Origin of the sequence: Shewanella sp. JNE2, from assembly GCF_023159115.1 — a bacterium.
In the GTDB taxonomy this organism is placed as follows: domain Bacteria; phylum Pseudomonadota; class Gammaproteobacteria; order Enterobacterales; family Shewanellaceae; genus Shewanella; species Shewanella putrefaciens.
Window position 1 is genome coordinate 1,024,592 of the sequence record NZ_CP096169.1, and the last position, 21,449, is coordinate 1,046,040.

General features: G+C 46.5%; 17 protein-coding genes and 1 pseudogene. 6 read left to right on the forward strand and 12 right to left on the reverse strand.

Features of this window, described 5'->3' with window-relative positions; genetic code table 11:
* Positions 1–7: 7 nt before the first annotated feature.
* The 3 genes from djlA to MZ182_RS04675 are packed head-to-tail and all read left to right on the forward strand — an operon-like array spanning position 8 to position 2,454.
* Positions 8–796: a co-chaperone DjlA gene (gene djlA, locus MZ182_RS04665; protein ID WP_011790437.1), complete on the forward strand. Its 789-nt coding sequence runs from the start codon at positions 8–10 to the stop codon at positions 794–796.
* A gap of 41 nt (positions 797–837) precedes the next feature.
* Complete coding sequence (locus tag MZ182_RS04670; protein ID WP_248067380.1) at positions 838–1,476, forward strand: outer membrane beta-barrel protein; 639 nt, start codon at positions 838–840, stop codon at positions 1,474–1,476.
* Between the two features lie 24 nt (positions 1,477–1,500).
* Positions 1,501–2,454, forward strand: coding sequence for a D-2-hydroxyacid dehydrogenase (locus MZ182_RS04675; RefSeq protein ID WP_248067376.1), 954 nt, complete (start codon positions 1,501–1,503; stop codon positions 2,452–2,454).
* A gap of 134 nt (positions 2,455–2,588) precedes the next feature.
* Here MZ182_RS04675 and MZ182_RS04680 read toward each other — a convergent pair whose 3' ends face one another.
* Both MZ182_RS04680 and MZ182_RS04685 read right to left on the reverse strand, forming a co-directional pair.
* The gene (locus tag MZ182_RS04680) at positions 2,589–2,930 is read right to left on the reverse strand and encodes an SMI1/KNR4 family protein (protein ID WP_248067373.1); all 342 of its coding nucleotides are present in this window, start codon (positions 2,928–2,930) and stop codon (positions 2,589–2,591) included.
* Between the two features lie 77 nt (positions 2,931–3,007).
* Positions 3,008–4,081, reverse strand: a complete 1,074-nt coding sequence (locus tag MZ182_RS04685) for a hypothetical protein (RefSeq protein WP_248067370.1) — start codon at positions 4,079–4,081, stop codon at positions 3,008–3,010.
* Between the two features lie 682 nt (positions 4,082–4,763).
* Here MZ182_RS04685 and ltrA point away from each other — a divergent pair.
* A pseudogene (gene ltrA / locus MZ182_RS04690) lies at positions 4,764–6,141 on the forward strand (group II intron reverse transcriptase/maturase).
* 81 nt (positions 6,142–6,222) lie between these two features.
* On the opposite strand, the gene MZ182_RS04695 reads toward ltrA, so the two are convergent.
* From MZ182_RS04695 to cysP, 9 genes are all read right to left on the reverse strand, one after another.
* Positions 6,223–7,041 (reverse strand): hypothetical protein, encoded by an 819-nt coding sequence (locus MZ182_RS04695; RefSeq protein WP_248067367.1) that lies wholly within the window; start codon positions 7,039–7,041, stop codon positions 6,223–6,225.
* Between the two features lie 769 nt (positions 7,042–7,810).
* Positions 7,811–10,084, reverse strand: coding sequence for a tetratricopeptide repeat protein (locus MZ182_RS04700; RefSeq protein ID WP_248067364.1), 2,274 nt, complete (start codon positions 10,082–10,084; stop codon positions 7,811–7,813).
* On the reverse strand, positions 10,074–11,555 hold the full coding sequence (locus MZ182_RS04705; protein ID WP_248067361.1) for a DUF3142 domain-containing protein: 1,482 nt from the start codon (positions 11,553–11,555) through the stop codon (positions 10,074–10,076). The genes MZ182_RS04700 and MZ182_RS04705 overlap by 11 nt, the downstream gene beginning before the upstream one ends.
* Positions 11,556–11,709: 154 nt before the next feature.
* On the reverse strand, positions 11,710–13,434 hold the full coding sequence (locus MZ182_RS04710; protein ID WP_248067358.1) for an RluA family pseudouridine synthase: 1,725 nt from the start codon (positions 13,432–13,434) through the stop codon (positions 11,710–11,712).
* Positions 13,435–13,684: 250 nt separating this feature from the next.
* Complete coding sequence (purT, locus tag MZ182_RS04715; RefSeq protein ID WP_061783014.1) at positions 13,685–14,860, reverse strand: formate-dependent phosphoribosylglycinamide formyltransferase; 1,176 nt, start codon at positions 14,858–14,860, stop codon at positions 13,685–13,687.
* Between the two features lie 323 nt (positions 14,861–15,183).
* On the reverse strand, positions 15,184–16,314 hold the full coding sequence (locus MZ182_RS04720) for a sulfate/molybdate ABC transporter ATP-binding protein (RefSeq protein WP_011790428.1): 1,131 nt from the start codon (positions 16,312–16,314) through the stop codon (positions 15,184–15,186).
* Positions 16,311–17,177, reverse strand: coding sequence for a sulfate ABC transporter permease subunit CysW (gene cysW / locus MZ182_RS04725; RefSeq protein ID WP_014610041.1), 867 nt, complete (start codon positions 17,175–17,177; stop codon positions 16,311–16,313). Before cysW ends, MZ182_RS04720 begins: the two co-directional genes overlap by 4 nt.
* A 9-nt stretch (positions 17,178–17,186) precedes the next feature.
* Complete coding sequence (gene cysT, locus MZ182_RS04730) at positions 17,187–18,032, reverse strand: sulfate/thiosulfate ABC transporter permease CysT (RefSeq protein ID WP_011918826.1); 846 nt, start codon at positions 18,030–18,032, stop codon at positions 17,187–17,189.
* Positions 18,033–18,218: 186 nt separating this feature from the next.
* On the reverse strand, positions 18,219–19,226 hold the full coding sequence (gene cysP / locus MZ182_RS04735) for a thiosulfate ABC transporter substrate-binding protein CysP (RefSeq protein ID WP_248067355.1): 1,008 nt from the start codon (positions 19,224–19,226) through the stop codon (positions 18,219–18,221).
* Positions 19,227–19,437: 211 nt separating this feature from the next.
* Between cysP and cysM the strand changes: the two genes are divergently transcribed.
* A complete protein-coding gene (gene cysM / locus MZ182_RS04740; protein WP_011918828.1) occupies positions 19,438–20,316 on the forward strand; it encodes a cysteine synthase CysM in 879 nt (292 codons plus the stop codon).
* A gap of 75 nt (positions 20,317–20,391) precedes the next feature.
* Here cysM and MZ182_RS04745 read toward each other — a convergent pair whose 3' ends face one another.
* Positions 20,392–20,928: a DUF4136 domain-containing protein gene (locus tag MZ182_RS04745; protein ID WP_011918829.1), complete on the reverse strand. Its 537-nt coding sequence runs from the start codon at positions 20,926–20,928 to the stop codon at positions 20,392–20,394.
* 174 nt (positions 20,929–21,102) lie between these two features.
* On the opposite strand from MZ182_RS04745, the gene MZ182_RS04750 reads away from it, so the two are divergent.
* Positions 21,103–21,408 (forward strand): DUF1289 domain-containing protein, encoded by a 306-nt coding sequence (locus MZ182_RS04750; protein WP_041411925.1) that lies wholly within the window; start codon positions 21,103–21,105, stop codon positions 21,406–21,408.
* Positions 21,409–21,449: the final 41 nt, after the last annotated feature.

Here is a 21,449-nt window from a genome sequence, read left to right on the forward strand (position 1 = left end):
AAATAAGATGCGTCTTTGGGGTAAGTTTTTTGGGTTTGTGATTGGATTTATGTTTGGTCGGTTCTTCGGTGCGCTGCTCGGTCTATGGCTTGGTCATCTTTATGATAAACGTGCCAGTTCTGGGGGAAGTTTTAGCCAGATCCTTGGGCAAGCCAAAAACCGGCAAAGTATCTTCTTTAATACTACCTTCGCGGTGATGGGGCATGTGGCTAAGGCTTCTGGTCATGTGACTGAAACCGATATTCGTATTGCCACACTATTGATGGATCAATTACGTCTTACGGGGGAAGCGCGTAAGGAGGCTCAGCAATCGTTTCGTGAGGGTAAGGCCGCCGATTTTGATCTGCGCAGCAGCCTACAAGCTTTCCGTGCTGTGACCATGGGACGCAAAGAGTTAGTCCAGATGTTTATGGAAATCCAAATTCAAACTGCGTTATCAGATGGTGAATTGGATGCCGCAGAACATGGGATTTTGATGACACTCGCCCAAGAACTCGGTTATGGTCGTGGGCAATTAGATGAATTATTAAAGCGTTGGCAGGCGGAATATCGTTTCCATCAAACCTCAAATGGCAATAAAACCTCTATCACCGATGCCTATCATTTGCTTGGCATCACCCAAGAGGCCAGTGATCAAGAGGTAAAACGGGCTTATCGTAAATTGATGAATGAACATCACCCTGACAAGTTGATAGCCAAAGGTTTACCCCCTGAGATGATGGAGTTGGCAAACCGTAAGGCGCAGGATATTCAGGCAGCGTATGACAGAGTCAAGACTGAGCGTGGTATGCGTTAGCCTTGATTGAATTCGGTTTTATAAAAGATAAGGAATTCATAATGATAAACACTCGTAGTGTGTTGCTGTTGGCAAGCTTATTACCTATGGCTTTATCTGCTAAGGCTGATACTGACATGTTTGTTGCTCCCTATGGTGGGTATAGCCTCGGTGGTGGTCAATTTGATGTTAATCAAATTGACGTTAATAAAGACCAGACGGGAGATAAGCGGAGTGTTCGCATTGAAGAGTCTAGTCATTACGGCCTCATGCTCGGTATTGGCACGAATGATCCTGGTAATATTTATCTCTTATATAGCCGCCAAGCCTCTGAATTAAAAAGTGGCGGTCTATTTAGCCCTGACTATCTAACATCACTCGATTTAGATTACATCCATTTAGGGGGGACTTTATATTTTCCCCGTGGCGATGTTCAGCCCTACATTACCGCCAGTGCTGGTATTACCCGCATGATGCCTGATGGTTGGTCGACTGAGACGCGTTTTTCGATGGGAATTGGCGGCGGAGTTGAATATAAAGTCACACCACATTTGGGATTATTTGCCGATGTGCGTGGCTATGCGACGTTTATCGACAGTGATTCGTCACTTTTTTGTAATGAAGATGAATGCCTTTGGCACATTACCTCGGATGTAATGTGGCAAGTGCAAGCTAATTTGGGCATAAAAGTGAGTTTTTAAAAACAGATTTAATAGGAGAGCGCTATGAAGATAGTCGTACTTGATGGTGAACCCCTTAATCCTGGCGACTTGAGCTGGCATGCCTTAAGTGAATTAGGTGAGTTGACATGTTTTCCTCGTACAGCGAGACAAGATATAGTCGCAAGGGCTAAAGATGCCGAGGTGGTGTTGACGAATAAAACCCCGCTCAATGTCGATATTCTTGCGCAGCTTCCTGCGCTTAAATATATCGGAGTGTTGGCAACGGGCACAAATGTAGTGGATTTAGCCGCTGCAAAGGCGCAAGGCATAGTGGTGACTAACGTGCCAGCCTATGGGCCTGATGCAGTAGCCCAAATGGTTTTTGCCCATATATTGCACCATACCCAAGCGGTAGCGGCTCATCATCAAGCAGTGGTCGATGGTCAGTGGGCAAATTGTCAGGATTTTTGCTTTACCTTAATGCCGCTGCAATCCTTAAAGGGTAAAACCTTAGGCTTGATAGGTTATGGGGATATAGGTCAGCAGGTTGGGGAAATTGCCCTTGCGTTTGGTATGAAAGTGCTCGTGCATACCCGAACGGTGCGTGAGGATTTACCTTTAGGTGTCATGTGGGCAGAACGTGATACCGTCCTTAGTGAGTCTGATATTGTTTCGCTCCATTGTCCGCTCACGCCGCAAACTGAGCAATTTATCAATCAGCAAACTCTCGCCTTGATGAAACCTAAAGCACTGCTGATTAATACAGCGCGCGGCGGATTAATTGATGAGCCTGCACTGGCTAATGCACTGATGCAAGGCAAGTTATTTGCAGGTGTCGATGTGTTATCGACTGAGCCACCCAGCGCAGATAATCCATTGTTGCATGTGCCTAATATCAGCATCAGTCCGCATAATGCGTGGGCAACAAAAGAAGCACGGCAAAATCTACTCAATATTGCCGTGGCGAATGTGAACGGTTTTTTAAAGGATGAAGTGATTAACTGTGTAAACAGGTAAAGCAATATACGTTACTATCAGAACCAGAAAACAGGTTAGGCGTTCTAAATGAACCGCCCTGTGCGGAGCCGCATGCAGGTGGTGTGGGGGCTGGAGGTTGGAGGCTAGATACCTCCGGCTACCCGATTATGTGACTACTCAATTTCGTATTTTAATCCAGAAGCAAGCCAGCAACTAAAATCCTTATAAACAAATTCTTTTAATTCAGGATCCATGCTGCCGTGGCCAATAATAGATACCTCAGGATCCTCTTCACTCAGCTTTAGGATGAAAGCTTCGCCTCCACCGTTGTCTCCAATGTTTATATATCCAGGCGCGTATCTTTTTGTTTCGTAGCACTCATTGCGCTCTATGATATCTTCTGGAAGATATAGGTGTACGTCTCCTTTAGATTCTATTTTGTGAGTTGATATGAACTCACGATACGACCTTGGTAGCTTCGCCCCAAAATACAGTTCTATATCTTCGATGTTCATGGTGAGACTTCACATAACGCCCGCAGCACGGGCAAAGTTGGAGCGCAGCGGAAATTTTGTCCCTGTGCCTGCGATTGTTAGCCATCAAAGAACTCTTCCATTATTTGAAAGGAAAGTTGAACCTGCGTCCTTTCAGGCGAGAGGAGCGGCAATATCTCCTCGTCAAAAAGCTTCTTCGTGTCCTTTAGCTCCTCATCCGTGTAGATCAGACACATAACGGAATGCTCTTTGAAATAGGCACGATGCTTTTTCATTTCTTTAGCAAAGTTGTCTGCCGCCATCTCATTAATTTTTTTCTGAGTTAACTCTTTGACTTTCGAGAGATACCCATGTGTAGACCAAGGCGAGAGCTCGAATCCAACCTTATCCAAGGTATACGGGTTTATAACAAGAAAATCCAAACGGTATACGTGCTTCTTCTCTAATCCTGCATATCTGAACTCTGGAATTAGAAGAGGGACTTGATTTGGATCTTTTTGCATCCGTACATGGTCACAATAGTGTCCAGCTATCTCATATTCATACTTTGATCCAGAATTTCGAACCAGAGTATCTTGAAAGAACAAAAGGTATTGCTCGACATCACTGAACTTGAAAATCTTGTCTTTGCCCGGAATAACCAGTCCTGTAGCCATCACATGCCCGATGGTCCAATACGCTTTGGAAAAAGCTCTAATTTCGCTTTTGTCATTTTCCCAAGCACCGGCTCTAAACCGTGGGCTAACAAGCAACCCGTAATTAGCATTTTCTTGACCAATCCAAAGCTCTGCCTCCTCAACCACTGGACGATTCTTAGAAAGCTCATCAAAATGTTTGAGATAGGATCTCTTTAAAAATAGAACCGTATACTCTCTGAATTTTTTATGCCGTTTTAAGTGATCCCAGATCGAAAAATGTGAAGCAACGCCATATTCCAAAGCACTTGTCTTCAAACCATCTAGCCATCGGGAAACAAATTCCTCCTGGCTGTGAATCACATCATTTTTGAGGTCAAAGAACTCATCGTTCTTACTTCCAATTGTTGCATTTAAGGATTGCTCATTATTAAACCCAGTTTCCTCAAGAACTTCCTGCAACATTTCCCTCAGTTTGAGTTTAATAGCCTCAATCATCCTGTTACGGGCCATTTTGTTTGGATCTCTCTTTGCCAACGACTCTCTCCTATTGAAGGCTAACGCCGCCTTAAGCGGTGAGTAATAGTTGGCTAAAATGTGAAGCGAAGCGGAACCGAGCCAACTGTTACGAATCCGGCTTTAAGGCCTTGTGTACGCCCAGCATGGGCATGAACTAATGAGGTGAAAGTCCTCTGTAGGAAGGTCACCGTTCAATAACATCCTGTTATTAAACGTTAACTACTAGCGAATGGCAAGAGCTTATCCGCGAGGATTGGTTTGTAGGAAGCTGCTAGCAAATTTGCGAGCTGATAACAAGAGCATCATATGAGGCGTAGGCTAGAGGTGAGTAGGCAGGGCCTCCCCCACGCAGTAAGGGGACAAGACGACGAAACCACGTGATCTAATGGCCACCGTAAATGATGCAGCAGTGCAAAGAAAGTTCATGCTCTCATCTGGGGAGATCTGCTTAACACGCGATCGGTCATTAACCAGTCAGGCTCTGGTTTATAAGTGCCTTGGCTTTTCAGTGTCATCGACTGAAAAGAGCGAACCAGATGAAAACCGATAGCGCATGACGGGGCAACTCGGCATGTGATTAAGCAGAAGTCAGCAGACGGCATAGTAGCCCAACGCCCATCGTAATGGATGGGATAGCATACCCCGCGTTAGCGTTGTGGGTACATGGTGAAGGCCTGAACATTTAGAAGAAGGAGGAGTCTTGTCAAACTTGTTGATACCCACTACGTCGCCAGACGATTACTATCAGCAGCGTATTGATATGCAACCAGCCTTCAACAGCGATTTATTCCAACAACTGCTTCAGCCTGAGAATCTACACCGAGCTTGGCGTCAGATTAAAGCCAATAATGGCGCGGCTGGTATCGATGGCATGACCATCGAAGCCTTCCCGCTTTGGGTGCAGCAAGGCGGTTGGCAACAGTATAAATCTCAACTTGAGTTAGGTGAATATCAACCCTTAGCAGTCAGACGCGTAGAGATCGACAAACCCGATGGCGGTAAACGCAAACTGGGTATCCCTAACGTCATTGATCGTGTGATACAGCAATCAATTGCTCAAATTCTCACACCGTTGTTTGACCCTTCCTTCTCGGCTAATAGCTTCGGCTTTAGACCGAACAGGAATGCCAAACAAGCGGTCTTGCAAGTCAGGGATATCATCAAACATAAACGCAAATTTGCCGTCGATGTTGATCTATCCAAGTTCTTTGATCGAGTAAATCATGATCTCTTAATGACTCAGTTAAGGATCAAGGTACAGGATAAGCGTCTGCTGGCACTTATTGGTAGATACCTGCGTGCTGGCGTGATGATCAACGACCAATTTGAAGCAAGCTTCGAAGGCGTACCTCAGGGCGGCCCACTCTCACCATTACTCTCTAACATTATGTTGGATAGTCTGGATAAAGAGCTGGAAAGTCGAGGGCATAAATTCACCCGCTACGCAGACGATTTTATCATCTTGGTAAAATCTCAACGAGCGGGCGAACGTGTCCTCAAGAGTATTACTCGCTATCTTGCCACTTAGCTAAAACTGGTTGTTAACGAACAGAAAAGCCAAGTGATTAAGGTAGGCCAAAGCAAGTTCCTAGGGTTTACCTTTAACCGCGGAAAGATCCAATGGCATGCAAACACGCTGCACATTTTCAAACAAAAGATAAGGCGACTGACGAACCGCAATTGGGGCGTGAGCATGAACTATCAATTGTTTAAAGTGCGGCAATATATGCAAGGTTGGATCAACTACTTTGGCATAGCTAACGTTTACCAAGGGTGTGTCGATTTAGACCACTGGATCCGTCGCCGAGTATGGATGTGCTACTGGCGTCAATGGCGAAAGCCACGGACTAAGGTACAAAACTTACTCAAACGTGGCGTCAGGATCCAAGCGGCCGTTGCTTGTGGGAGGGCCTACCCCACGAAGTGCTTTGGGTATTACAAGCAAAGGGCCGTGGCGAAGCTCGAAAACACCAGGGATACAGCAAGCGCTGAGTAATGAGTATCTCAAGAAAACAGGTTTATGTTCACTGAGAGATGGATGGATTACCGTTCATTATCCTAACCAGAAAGTGAGTTAGGCGTTCTACATGAACCGCCCTGTGCGGAGCCGCATGCAGGGTGGTGTGGGGGCTGGAGGCTAGATACCTCCGGCTACCCGATTAGCGCAATAGCTTAGCAACCGATGTGATATCTGAAAGAACAAGATTTCCGCCCCCCATAAACAGCGCCCTAAAACGCTCCCCAAGCCCAGTTAACTCCATACCAGCTGGAATTACATCATGCCATCCTAGCAACGCCGAATAACCGTCACCACCAGGATTTTTGCAACAAATAAGGCCGAGGTTATAAATAGAAAATATCTCTTGAAGTAGAGCAACGGTACTTGCAGGCATATTTTGGTTGTTAGTTCGGTAGTCTATAACTCTCAAATTCTGAAAGTCAGGGTAGTGAGGTTTCATAAATATTAAGCACATTACACTTAATTGACGATATGTAAGAGAGTCAAATAGTCGCAAATAATAATTTGCTTCTTCTACGCTAACACCTGGCGAGTACACCATGTTTGCATAAAAGTTACCAAGAAAGGTTATTTTCTTCTCTTCATATTCCTCCCGCGCCCGCCTTAAAGTTCCTTCTAAGACTTCTTCTGCTTTACTGCGCTCGCCATCTTTAGGCTCAAAGAATCCATCCTTTCTAGGTTTATTGCCTGCCTGAGTATTCTTCTCGATTTTATCAAATGCTATTGCAGCAGTGGCCCCAACACGCATTCTCTCGCGATCAGATAAAGTCCGTTCAGCCATATCACCTAACAGTTTTGCTCCTGCTTTGGCAATGACAACTCCAAGCGTGCCCGCACTAGCAGCTCCGACTGGTCCAGCCGCAAAAAAACCAATTGCACCAGCAACGGCAGCTCCAGCTATCTCTGCGCCTGTAGAGATTAAAGATTTTGTCTTTTCTATATCTTCGCGATCTGACATAAAACTCCCAAAGCGTTAACGTCTTAGTATTTATGCGCTGCGCTGTTTGCAGGGCATAAATCGCTTGTTGACTAAATCTCAAATATGGCCGCTGCCACATCCATGTCAATTGGTATAAATGATGCTATAGGAATTTGCTTTTTTGCGGTAGCGGTTTTTTATACAGTTTTTTGATGGGTAATCACTTGATATCGTTTTAGCTTTCTCATTTTTTCGCGCTTATTTTTTGCTGATGAATCGCTATCTAACGACTCAAAACTCCAAGGAATACACCTCCCCTCGGAGTTGCCGCAGGACGAATAGACAAATTGCGTGAGTCTCGCCATGGATGGCGAGCTAGCTTCCGCAGGTGCAGGGACGCATCCTTCGGAAGCGATAGCAAATTTGTCAATGAGCACAAGGGGCTTTCAACTCCGTTGGGGGCGTCTTGGAGCATCCAAGGAGGATAGGACGAGCAGTCCTCCTTGGTCGGGTGTGGGGTGAAGCCCCACGACTTTGATTTTGATTAAAGTATTCAAACTATGAAAAAGATGGGACACATAACTTCTAAGTCGAACCATCAACTTTTCTATAGGCAAAGCTTTACTTGGCCGATTCCCTTTTGAACAGCAAAACACACTTTGGGGCAAAAGCTTTTAGCCAGATAAACAGTTCAATGGTCGTTAAGATTGTCACTGGGGAAACAATGGCAATTCCCCTGCACACCAGCAATTCATCAGCTCAGCTTTAGCGCCTTTCTTTAGGAATATAAGAAAGGCGCTTTGTGTTCTTACTGTTGATGCTTTCTTCTGCGCCAAGCGTAAGTGCCGAGCAGGGCGATGATAATGGCAAAACTAAAGGCCGCGGGCTTTTTCAGCTTGTGGTACAGCGCATTCCATTTAGCGGCTTGATTCGCTTGTTCTCGTTTTACGGCACTGTCGAAATCGGGCGCTTGGCACTGTAAACCAAAGTTCTCAGCCCAAGGTACAAAGGGGCCATTGGCGACGTACTTTTGATAGTAGCGCTGGGCCAGTTCATTATCCCGATACAATATCCAACCGGTGGCTTGGCAAAGCAGTGCGGCATAGGCTTGGCTGTTATGGGGCACTAAGTCTGCAGCTTTGTTTGCCAGCTCTGCGGCCTGATAACGATAATGGAAGCGTTTATCGGGAATCGCTTGGCTGGCATTGACGCGTTGTTGTTCTTGCTCGGCCAGTTTTGCGGCCTCATTCCAACCTGTTAAGTCAAACATACCTTGGTAAATAGCGTAGTCTGGTGCTAATTCAAATCCTAAGATTTCCATCCCTTGGTGGCGAGCGAACTCTGCCGCTGTCCAGTAGGCTTTAGCTCTTTCTATCCCTTTTGCATGTTGGGCCGTCGTAAGAGCCTTACCATAGGCTTGCGCGCTTGCATTCATATTGGGATTTGGGAAATAAGCAGGTGCTTCTTTTAGTGCACCCTCACGTAATAAGCGGCGACCAAGTAAATAACGTAGTTGGTTATTAATCGGCTCTATACTGTCGTACCAGTCGCTATCTTTGGGATAGTCGAATGCGATAGACGGCACTTGTTTATCGATAAATTGTTTAAGTTCAGCCGTGGTCAGCACACGCTCGGCGACATAGGCAATGTCTTGCCAGTATTCGTTACCACTTGTGAGCAGTTGTTGTAAGGCATCGATATATTCACCGCGCTCTAGCGATAATACCCCTTGTTCTGCACGAATTCGGCAATAAGTGGCTTGCTCTTCATCGGCATGAATGGCTTGCTGCTGAGTCTCTTGGGTATCCGTCGCTATTGGCGTGTTTTGCGCTGGGAAGTGGTGTACAGCTTGAGCATAGGCTTTAGCCGCTTCAGTTTTATCGCCTTTTTGCAGCATTAATTTTGCCGCGAGCCACCAACTGAGACCACTTTTGGGGGCAAGCGCCAATAAACGTTCGGCACTTGCATAGTCACCTAGTTGGTAATAAATCGCCGCTAATTTATCACCCTGAGTCAGTTGTAATCCATCCGTTGGAAAGACTTTAAGGATGCTCGCTATCTTTAATCCCATCTCAGACAATTGCCCATCGTAGGCAAATTCATTGGTGCTGCTTTGCCAGTAGGCAATCAATAATTGCTGAATACTAGCTTGTTGTAAGAGTGGTTTAAGTTCTGCCGTTTCCTTAGTCATCAGTGTACGGCTTAGCATCAATAATGAATCATAACCGCTGCTATCACCTTGCGCCGATTGTGTTGCATAAAGCGCAATGGCCTTATCCAAGGCCGCAGGATCAAGGGTGACTTGTCGAGTCGTATGGGGTTCATCAGTATCTGCACTTTGGGATAAGGCTTGGCCTTGATGCAGTAAAATATAGGCCTGCTCACCTAGGCTCGATAAACTTAAACGAAGCGGATCGGCAGCGCCTTGGGCCACTTCGGTTTGCAATTGCATCAGGTAAGCGTTAGCACGATTAAAATGCTCAGGATCGGACGAGGTTTTACTTAAGATAAGCTCTATCCGTGAAAGGGAGTAGAGCGCCCATAGGCTTCGTGAGGCACGTTCTTGCTCCGGCAACTCAATCACTTTGGTAAAATAACGGCTCGCTCGATCATAATCTTTTGCATCAAATGCCACTGCACCTAAGGTGTACCAGATGAGTGCTTGAGGCAGCATTTGATCTAGCTCTGTCGCCATTTGCTCCGCTTCTACAGGACCTTGTGCATTACGTAGCGTGTTTACTTGGGCTAAGTGGGCCTCGCTTAACTCGGTATGTTCAAAGGCGCGAGTTTGAGATAGGTAGCGATGATTAACCTCATCCCAGAGATACTCTTGCGATGCTGCGGCATCTTGATACTGCCAAGGTAAAGGCTTAGCAAGCGATGTTAGTTGCTGGCTAAAAGAGGTTTGCGGTAGATAAATTAAATTCCCCTGTCTGTCCTGTGTTAATTGCAAAGGAAAATCGGGGCCGCAGGCCAAGAGCATAGGAGAAAACAGGCTCAAGCACAGGAGTGTGGTTTTTTTTAGCATAAAAGCGCGGTTTTGTTTTGCCACTTTAGATGATGTATTTAGCTTATGGCGCATAAATTCCCTGTAAATGTAATGACTCACAACGTGCCCAACCGATCACTTTTTGGCCGCCAGGATTGAGCATGTACTGTTGAATTTCTGTATTAGGTATTTTAAAGAGTGAGTGGGCTTGTGTTGATATTGAAGGCGCAGCACTCTCGATTGGCGAACTTTTATTTTTAGGCGTTTCTGCAAGCTCAGTTGTTAACTGCCATGCGAGTTGTCCTTGCATCTTGCTGACACTGTAGCCATTTTGCGCATCATACCCGCTGCAAGCTTGCGCCGCTAGAGACAAAATACGAGGGAGCGAGCCCGCAATATTTCCTTTGTTAATCAGGATCAGTTGATATAACTGCGCTTCGTCTTTATTGGGCGTGTTCCCATCATTAAGGTTAGGCTCCATGAAGTTGGATGCCATGGTTTTCCCTCTGATCTCAAGCTCAATATTAGGTGTAAGTACACCTTGCTGTGCAACGGCGATTAAGGTGCTAAGTGGCCAGACTCTTTTATCCCCTTCGAGCGGCAGCCGAAACCAGATAATGCCTTTGAGCTTTTCATCTGTTTGGTTTTGAAGCTTTTGCACAAAGGCTTGTAACACTTGAGGATCGGCCATCAGTTCCTGTACTGCATTGGCTGATTGGCGTTGATCGCGCAGCGGTGTTTCACTCTCAACTTTATAACCTGAAGCTGTGCTGATGACCGCAGAACCATAGGCGGGCAGTGCAATAAGGTAAGGCACAGCGCTAATGTTTGACAGTTGTTGTACCCATTGCCAACCTTGTTCAGCATCAAATAATCCCAAACGAGGGTCGCTTACGCTGTGAATTTGCAGCACCAGTTCATCAATACTGCTGAATAATGCGGGGAAATCGGCACTACTGAGCCAAGCGGGCAAAGCGGTAATACTGAGTTTGAGTTCTGCGGGTAGCTGCGCTTTCAGCTTTTTAAGAAAGTAGTGATAAGCGGGGAGTTTGCTACTGGCACTGTCGTGGTCGATTTCAACGCCCGCGATGTGCGTACCTTTTGCCTGCCAATTTGCGAGTACTTGGGTGATTTTATTAATCACTTCTTCATCATTTAAATGGGTGAATTGGCCATCTAAACGCACCACAGCGATTTTGGGCCTGGGATCGGCTTGCAGCCAAGCATGGTTGACCGCGACTTCAAACCAAATATCTGCGCCATTGGGTTTAGGGTGTGCCTGCAATGCTAAAATACGTAATCCTTGGAATACACCTTGGCTTTGCACTAATGCCGTTTGATTGGCGGGGCGCCATTGGCGCTGCCAGATATAGACTTCCTGCGAGAGTGGCGCTCGAAGCGTTGTTGCTTCTGCAGCGGCTTTTGCTGCGGCACTAGTATTTGGGCTAGCCGTGATTTCATTAGAGTTCGATGCTGGCTGGCAGGCGCTTACAAATACTGAAGCGCACAACAAAGCACATAATAGCCACTGATTTTGCTTAATTTTTTTAATCAGATATTCCATGCTACTGCTATGAATTCCATGTTGAATGAGGCATTACTATGCCTGAAAAATGCCGCTTGTACATTGTGGTCAAAGATCCTGCATTAAACATTAAATCTTAAACTTCAATCATCTGATATCACATCTTAAGCTTGGTTTTCTCGTAAGGTAAAAATCAAAAATCGGGATTAATTTGAAAGCGCATCTGTTCACGGGTGACGGGATGTTGAAGCATCAATAAATCGGCATGCAGATGCAGCCGATTAGCACGCGTGCCGTACAGATCGTCACCCACAATGGGCGTATTTAGCCCCTCAGAGTGGGCGCAGTGCACTCTGAGTTGATGGGTTCGGCCTGTTTTAGGAAATAGATACACGCGGGCTGTACGTGCCATTTCATCGATATGGCTTAATTCCCAATAGGTTTGGGCCGCTTTGCCAAACTCATGGCAAACGAGTTGTCTCGGTCTATCGTCTAAATCGCCACGTAGGGGTAAAGAGATTTGTCCCGCTGCCTGCTGATCTGCCATTGTTGTAGGGATCCCTGCTAAAAGTGCCACATAACGCTTAGTCACTGTGCGCTGGATAAACTGTTTTTGCAGCTGTTTATGGGCGTCTTTTGTCAATGCGATCACCATTAATCCCGAGGTCGACATATCGAGCCTGTGGACGATAAGTGGTCCAGTGGCATTGGGAAACGTTTGCCGCATGCGCGAATACACTGAGTCTTCAATCTCTTTTCCGGGCACGGATAAAAACTCGGCGGGTTTATTCACAATCGCCATAGCATCGTCTTGGTAGAGGATTGTCACGTTTTTACCCTCGGCGGGATTGATAAGCAGAGGATTATCATCGACAACAAGCCCTTCGAGCATATGCCCCAAGATAGGCTGGCATTTGCGCAGACAGGCGGGATAGAACTGTTTGTGTTGGCGAATTTCCGATTTTGGCGGCGCCCCCCACCAAAACTCGGCAATCGCCAATGGTTTAAGACCATGTTTAAAGGCGTAATGTAATAATTTTGGCGCGGCACATTCACCCGAGCCTGCGGGCGGGGTTAACTCAACCGTCCCGTTAAATATGCCGTTAAGGCTTTTTTCTGCGCCGCGAATATTCAAAAAACGATACTGCTCAAACAGCTTTTGCTGCAGCGCCGCCGAGAGCTGTTTACGCTGTTGTCTTAACGCGTCGCGTTTATCTGTCAGTTGAGTTAACGCTTGGCTGATGGCATGGATACGTTCATCCCAATAGCGTTTAATGTCTCTTAACTGATTCTTTTCATTTATGCTTTCTTGGCTAAGCTTAGCCTCTGTTACCGCGTTCTCACACAAAGTCTCATCCGTCGGATTGGCAGCCCATTGCACTGCGAGTTGATGGCGTTGCGCCTTGCGGGATTGGCGACCATCGATCATCACTTGCCTGTGGGCGGCAAGCTTGGCTTGTGCTTGAGCTTGCTCAGCGTTGAGTTCGCTCGATAGCCGAGGAATATCGGGGTGATTTTCTAGTGCAAGTAGCTGCTCGTTAATTTGGTTGATTTGCAGATTTTCGGCGTGGAAAAAATTATCCTTAGCCAGCATATCAAACACGGGTGAGACGAAGCGTGGCCAATGGTTTTGCTCGGCTAACTTACCCGAAAATGCCGACAAATAGCCTACTTCGCCCTGCGGATCTTGTACTAAAAGCACACCAAACATTTTACCTATGGCACCGGTTAACTCACCCGTGAGGCCAAAGTTATGTTGCCAATTGTTTTGAGTCTCAAGGTGGCGTTGTAATTCGTTGGCAGCGATCACGCACAGTGGATGCGGTTCGTAATAGAAAGGAAAGGTAAAACGCTGCGGTAGGGCATAGGCATCAATGGCTTGTGTGAAAGAGGTAAAGCAAGAAGGCTGAAGATGCATATTGGGGTCTACTGTTGGTTTTACTTGTCTGGGTTAATTATCGGAGTTAATTATCTGAGTTAAGCCACAACTTAAGATGAGGGCTAGCAAGAAAGGGCGTTAGTTTACTCTGTCGATTTGGGACTGTCGATTTTGGGCCGTCACTTTTTATTAGTGCGGCTCTGTGTTGAAAAAGGGAAATGGCATTAAAGCGCATTTCCCTTTGATGTGTCGCTTGTGCTTAAAGCCAATTTTAAACGGTTAAACCCGCTTAAAAGATGACTTTCACTTTACTGGCGCTATCGAGTGCTTTGCAGATTGCGCTGTCGATATCGATATCACGGGCAAGCGCGACACCTAAACGGCGGCGACCATCAATATCGGGTTTGGCGAATAATCTAAGCTGAGTGTTGACCGCTTCTAATGCCGCACCAATCCCTTGATAGCGGATATTGCTTGAGGTGCCTTCGGCCAAAATCACCGCCGAGGCGCTTGGGCCATGCTGGTGGATATTGGGAATAGGCAGGCCGAGAATCGCTCTAACATGCAGGGCAAATTCCGATAAATCTTGGCTGATGAGTGTGACTAAGCCTGTGTCGTGGGGTCTTGGTGAGACCTCAGAAAAATACACTTCATGGCCCTTAACAAATAGCTCTACGCCAAATAATCCATAACCGCCAAGGGCTTCGACGACTTTGCTCGCAATCGCTTGGGATTTTGCTAACACTTCATCGGACATGGCTTGTGGCTGCCATGACTCACGGTAATCGCCATCTTCCTGTCTGTGACCAATGGGGGCACAAAAGTGAATGCCGTTCACAGCGCTGACCGTTAACAGGGTGATTTCATAATCGAAGGGAACAAAGCCTTCGACTATCACACGACCACCGCCAGCGCGGCCGCCTTCTTGGGCATATTGCCACGCTTTATGGCTTAGGGCGATATCGCGAATAACGCTCTGGCCTTTGCCCGATGAGCTCATGACCGGCTTAACCACACAAGGCACACCAATTTCGCGAATGGCTTGATTAAATTCGGTTTCGGTATCACAGAAAAAGTAGGGTGAAGTCGGTAAACCTAAGGTTTCGGCGGCGAGGCGGCGAATACCTTCTCTGTCCATCGTGAGTTTAGTTGCGCGGGCAGTGGGGATAATATTCACGCCTTCGGCTTCCATTTCCACTAAGGTTTGGGTGGCGATGGCTTCAATCTCTGGGATGACTAAGTGTGGTTTTTCTAATTCGATGATTGCACGCAGCGCTTTAGCATCGAGCATATTGATCACATGGGATCGATGGGCGACTTGCATGGCAGGGGCGTTGGCGTAACGGTCAACACCAATTACTTCAACGCCTAAGCGTTGCAGTTCAATGGCGACTTCTTTGCCAAGTTCACCGCAGCCGAGCAACATGGCGCGTCGTGCGCCCTCTGTGTAGGGAGTGCCTATCATGTGTGGGTACCTTTCATATTGGGATAATTGACGCCTGAGGACGTTCTTGCGCCATAGTTTACCTCGATTGCTGGCAAAACATGAGACTGAAATTGACAACTGTGTTTTTGATCAAGCTATTTAAGGGATTAACGGCGGGCTTATTTGGGGGGAAGTCGTAAGAATCTGATTCACTGGGCTGTTTATGTTCACTTTTCGTTTCATAACAGATAATGAAAACCGAAAACACATAGGCATTATATTAACTAATACCGATGGCGTTGGTCGCATCATCACACTGTGATAGACCAACGCGGTCATCGAATGAATATGGCTATAAAGGCTTAGATATCAAAAGCAAGGCTACCTGGTGGTAGGAATGGCCAGCTTTGACGAATAGGTGAACTCTCACCCTGCGCGCCAAAGAAGTAACCTGTTCTTGGGGTGGCGTAAACCACACTGCCTTTTTGCAACCCGAGTTCCTGCAGATGATGGTGGGTAAATTTGGCTTCCCATGGTTCTTCGCTATGCCAGCCGAGTGGGGCTAATTCCAGTCTCACTTCGGCGCCAATGGGGGTCATGGCGACAATATTGAACGGCAAATTGGCCTGACTGTTAGGCTTGTCTGATAGCGCCAATTCGTGACTGCGGACATAGAGCGCGCCATCTTGCTGCAGTGCTTGCTGTTCTGGAGGTGTTAAAAATGCTTGACCATTTTCCCAGCGTTTTTGTTGCCAACTGGCTTCAAAGACATTGACGTTACCCAGAAAATCAAACACAAAGCGGCTATTGGGGTGCGAGTATAGCTCAGCAGGTGTATTAATCTGTTCTATATGACCATTGCTCATCACGACCACTCTATCTGAGAGTTCAAGTGCTTCATCCTGATCGTGGGTCACAAACACGCTGGTGAATTTTAATTCGTCATGCAGGCTGCGTAGCCAGCGGCGTAGTTCTTTACGCACTTTAGCATCTAAAGCGCCAAAGGGTTCATCCAGTAGCAAGACTTCTGGCTGGGTTGCTAATGCACGGGCCAACGCAATGCGCTGTTTTTGTCCACCCGAAAGTTGTTCGGGATAGCGCTGTGCCAAGTGACCGAGTTGTACCATCTCGAGTAAATGACTGACCCGTTTTTGGATTTCTGCCGCCGAAGGTCTTTGTTTTTTAGGAATAACTTCGAGCCCAAAGGCGACGTTATCGGCGACCGTCATATGGCGAAACAGCGCATAGTTTTGAAACACAAAACCCACGCGTCTTTCACGCACATGCACTTGGGTGACATCTCGGTTGCCGAATTGAATTTGTCCGCTATCGGCTCCTTCAAGACCAGCAATAATCCGCAGCAGTGTGGTTTTGCCTGAACCAGATGGCCCCAGTAGACCTATCATTTCCCCTTCTTGAATATCGAGATTAAGGGGGGAAAGCGCCTGAAATTGGCCAAATTTCTTGGAAATATTAGTAAGACGAATACTCATAATTGGCTCTGCTCTTTATTGTCATTGGCGGTTAAACTGCGTTGTTGCCGCCATTCCACTACGGCTTTTAGCATTAGGGTAAATAGGGCGATCAGGGCCAGTAGTGACGCGCTCGCGAAGGCGGCTTCGGCCTGATAATCTTCGTACAGTAATTGCACATGTAAAGGTAAGGTATTGGTTTCGCCGCGAATGTTACCTGATACTACAGCAACAGCACCAAATTCTCCTACGGCTCTGGCATTGGTGAGGATCACACCGTAAATCAGTGCCCATTTGATATTGGGCAAGGTCACGCGGCGAAAGAGTTGCCACCATGACGCGCCGAGGATCACTGCGGCTTCTTCTTCCGATGCGCCCTGTTGCTGCATCAATGGAATAAGTTCTCTGGCCACAAAGGGGCAAGTGACAAAAATGGTCACTAATAGTATTCCCGGCCAAGCAAACATGATCTGCAAATCGTGCTCATATAACCATTCGCCCAGCCAGCCACTGTTGCCATAGAGCAGCAAATAGAGCAAACCTGCGACGACAGGGGAGACCGCAAAGGGGATATCAATGAGCGTGATCAGTAACTTGCGACCGGGGAATTCAAAGCGAGTCACACTCCACGCCAGCATGACGCCAAACACTAAATTGATGGGCACTGTCAGTGCTGCCACCATCAGCGTTAAACCAATCGCATGTAGCGAATCCGGCTGAGTTAGGTGCCCAATATAGCGCTCCAAACCTCCAGCAAACGCCTGCTGAAAAATACTCACCAGCGGCAATAGCAACAATAACAAGCCTAAGAGCACGGCGAGGGTAATAAGGCTCCATTTGATTAGGGGCGCTTCACCGACTCTTAAGGGTTTAAATGAGTTCATATTCGCTCCTTATCGGCCATGAATGCGGCGCAGGTAACGCGCCTGCCACAGGTTTATCAGCAGTAATAGCAATAGCGAGGTCATCAGAACCACTGATGCAATGGCGCTGGCACCTGCAAAATCAAACTCTTGCAGGCGGACAAAGATCATTAACGAAGTGATTTCGCTGATATAGGGCATATTGCCAGCGATAAAGATCACTGCACCAAACTCACCTAGACTGCGGGTAAAAGACAGTGCCGTTCCAATCATTAATGCTGGCCAAAGGGAGGGTAAAATAACCCGCCAGAATACCGAAATATCCGAGGCGCCAAGCGTCATTCCCGCTTCTTCTTCCTCGTGGGATAACTCTTCGAGAACGGGTTGTACTGTACGAACCACAAAGGGAATACTGGTGAAAATCATCGCGACCACTATGCCTAGCGGGGTGTAGGCAACTTTTATGCCCCATTCTGCTAATAGACTACCGATTTGGCCATTTTCCGCATAAAGGGTCGCTAAGGTGATACCGGCAACGGCGGTCGGCAAGGCAAAGGGCAAGTCTACCAAGGCATCTAAAATGCGTTTGCCGGGAAATTCATAACGCACGAGTACCCATGCGAGTAATAATCCGAAAAGGCAGTTAAATAATGATGCCGCGAGTGCCGATAGTATGGTGACTCGGTAACTGGCAACCACCCTGGGATCGGCAATCACGCCCCAGTATTCGGACCAGCTCATTGAACTGGTCTGCATGATTAGGCCTGTGGTCGGCAATAATAGGATCAGGCTTACAAACAGTAGGGATACACCTAGGCTGATGGTAAAACCGGGAAGAACCCGCTTATGGCGTAAACGCCCGTTATTAAAAATCACAGAATAATCACCCGAAAAGGTTAATCGCGTTAAACCAATATTCTATATAGTGTTCGCTCATTACTGGCTCAAGCCATATGTAAGCCACTATTTTACGGCTAACACTGATTGATAAATGCCAATTAGCGATAAACCCGGGACTTTGCCCGGGTTCTAGGTTGATATCTTACTACATTAAAGGTGATATCAACGCTTTAATAACTGATCCAGTTTGGCACCATTGGCAAATTGAGTCTCCATTGCATTATCCCAACCACCGATGATTTGCTCAACGGTTAAAAGGTCAACCGTAGGGAACTGCTTAGCAAATTCTGCCTGAACCTTTTCGTTGTGTACACGATAGTTGAATCCTGCCAGTAGTCGCTGTGCTTCTTCACTATAGAGATAGTTCAAATACTCAGTTGCTATCTCTAATGTACCGTTACGCTTAGCATTTTTTTCAACCACAGCAACGGGAAACTCTGCCAGAATTGAGGTTTTGGGTACAACCACTTGGTAATCATCCGTACCATATTGCTGACGAATATTGTTCACTTCCGATTCAAAGGTAATTAATACATCACCGATCCCACGTTCAACAAAGGAAGTGGTTGCACCGCGGCCGCCAGTATCAAATACAGCCACATTGCCGAGGAACTTTTTCAGGAATTGATCCAGTTCCGCCTGATTATCCTTACCATGGTTTTTCTGGGCATAACCTAATGCGGCTAGATAAGTGTAGCGAGCATTACCAGAGGTTTTTGGGTTAGGAAATACCAGCTTAACGTCATCTTTCGCTAAATCACCCCAGTCGCTGATTTGCTTTGGGTTACCCTTACGTACCAAAAAGGCAATGGTGGAATAGTAAGGTGAACTGGCATTAGGCAGTAATTGTTGCCAATTTTCGGGGATCAATTTACCGCGATCGTGTAGCACTTGTACGTCTGTCACTTGATTAAAGGTCACCACATCTGCGGGTAATCCTTGCAGAATCGAGCGTGCCTGTGCAGATGATCCTGCATGGGATTGTTTAATCTCGACGGTTTTACCTGTTTTATCTTCCCAATGTTTGGCAAAAACGGGATTGTAGGCATTGAATAATTCCCGTGCGATATCATAAGAGGAATTAAGCAGGGTTTGATCTGCGGCGGTTACATTGAGCGAGGTTCCCAGAACGAGGGTCCCCAGCAGGGCCTTTATCAATTTTACGGACATTTTAAACTCCTTAATCTGGCAACTTGATCAGCGTGATAACTTGTAGATTAGTAGAATTAATTAATTATAAAAAGCCATTCATATAGAACTTTTTTGAATAACTATGAGCGATTTATTTTATGCTATAAACAATATTCACCGTGTTTGTGAGAGATAACCCACTTAGAATAGGCTATTGCTTAGCTGTTTTATCAAGTAAAGGATAACCCTTGTGTCTGACTTCCCGACAATTGAAGCCTGTATTGGGCAAACTCCGTTAGTTCGCTTGCAGCGGCTTGACTGTGGTACTTCCACTGTGCTGTTAAAGTTGGAAGGCAATAACCCCGCAGGTTCGGTAAAAGATCGCGCTGCACTTAATATGATTATTCAGGCCGAACTTCGCCAAGAGATAAGCCCTGGTGATACGCTTATTGAGGCAACGAGTGGTAATACAGGTATTGCGCTCGCGATGGCGGCGGCCATCAAAGGATACAAGATGATCCTGATTATGCCGGAAAACTCGACTCAGGAGCGTAAGGATGCGATGCAAGCCTATGGCGCAGAACTCATGCTGGTGGATAATATGGAAACCGCGCGGGATTTGGCATTGCGGTTACAAACCGAGGGTAAAGGTAAGGTGCTGGATCAATTTAATAACCAAGATAACGCTAATGCGCATTTCCTCACGACAGGCCCTGAGATTTGGCAACAAAGCCAAGGCAAGATTACCCATTTTGTGTCCAGTATGGGGACGACAGGCACCATCATGGGCGTGTCCAAATACCTTAAAAGCTGTAATCCTGAAATTACTATTGTCGGTCTTCAGCCCGCCGATGGCAGTGCCATTCCTGGGATCCGGCGCTGGCCGCAGGCGTATTTGCCGGGTATTTTTGATGCATCCCGTGTTGATGTCGTCATGGATATTGAAGAGCAAGATGCAAAAGCCATGGCGAGGACTTTAGCGCGGGAAGAAGGGATTTGTGCTGGGGTCAGTTCGGGCGGTGCTGTGTTTGCAGCACTGGAGATAGCTAAACAATATCCGGATTCTGTGGTCGTAGCGATTGTTTGTGACAGGGGCGATCGTTATCTTTCGTCAGGGCTTTTTTCCTGAGTTCTAGACTTTTACTCCAAAAATATTAAGTGATATGAAATAAAAATGGGCGGAGATACGCCCATTTTAACCTGATTATTTTTGGGGTGGGAACTGCGCCAAAATTCGGCTGACTGCTTTGGCCGTATCTTGAGCTTTTTTATCGCCACCAGTATCAAAATCAAAACTATCGCTCCCACGCCAAATCAACTTTTTTGTCCTAGGGTCCACAATATCTATCTGAATGGTTTGAATTTTAGCAGTATCACTCCCCAGTGGAACGCCAACACTGGTACCTATTCCAATCCCGCCCGAACTTCCGAATGTACCTGTGCCTAATCCAATGGATAGTCCTGAATCTTTGGGCTTATCTTGGGTCAGTAAGGCGTAGGTGACATTAAAATCGGGTGATGTTGTATTTTCAACAAAACCCTTTTGAGTCAATTGATCATTGATTTCTGTTTGAATACGCTGGGCACTTAGCGGATCGTCCGTTGGCTGTGGTGTGAGCTGGGTAAAGCTGCGTAGTGCGGCGAAGTCGTAATTGAGATCGTAATCGTTTTTCGGTTTACTGCTACAAGCGCTTAATAACACTAAAGCACTCAATAGTATGGCAAGGTAACGGTATCCCATGATAGAACTCCAAGTTGTACAAACTCTGTTCAATGTGCCTTGATTAAGGTTGTTACTGCAAGTACTTTTAGATAAGCATGTTGTATTTGAATCGCTTTGAATGCAATAAAACGGCATCGTCTTAGCGCGCTGTGTTGAGTATGGTTGATTTTTAGTGAGGAATCGCAGCAGGTGATGGAACAGTTAGCCTTTTTTGAGATCCCCAGTCCTTGTATCGGTGTGTGTGCCACCGATGCGCGCGGTTACTGTAATGGTTGCCTGCGAAGCCGTGACGAAAGATTCAATTGGTTAACCTTTTCAGATGCGCAAAAGTACGATGTTATTCGCCTGTGTACTCAACGCAAACGTCGTCGTCAGTTAGCGATGATGAAAGCAAGGCAAGCACAAATAGAGCAAGAAAGGGCAGCGTTAAATCCACAGTTGAATTTTGAGCCTGAGCCCGAAGCCGATCTGGATTTTGGGGACATCGAGCTAGACTAATAGGTTGAATTAGCTTGTTTAACTCGCTTTTTACATTTGCG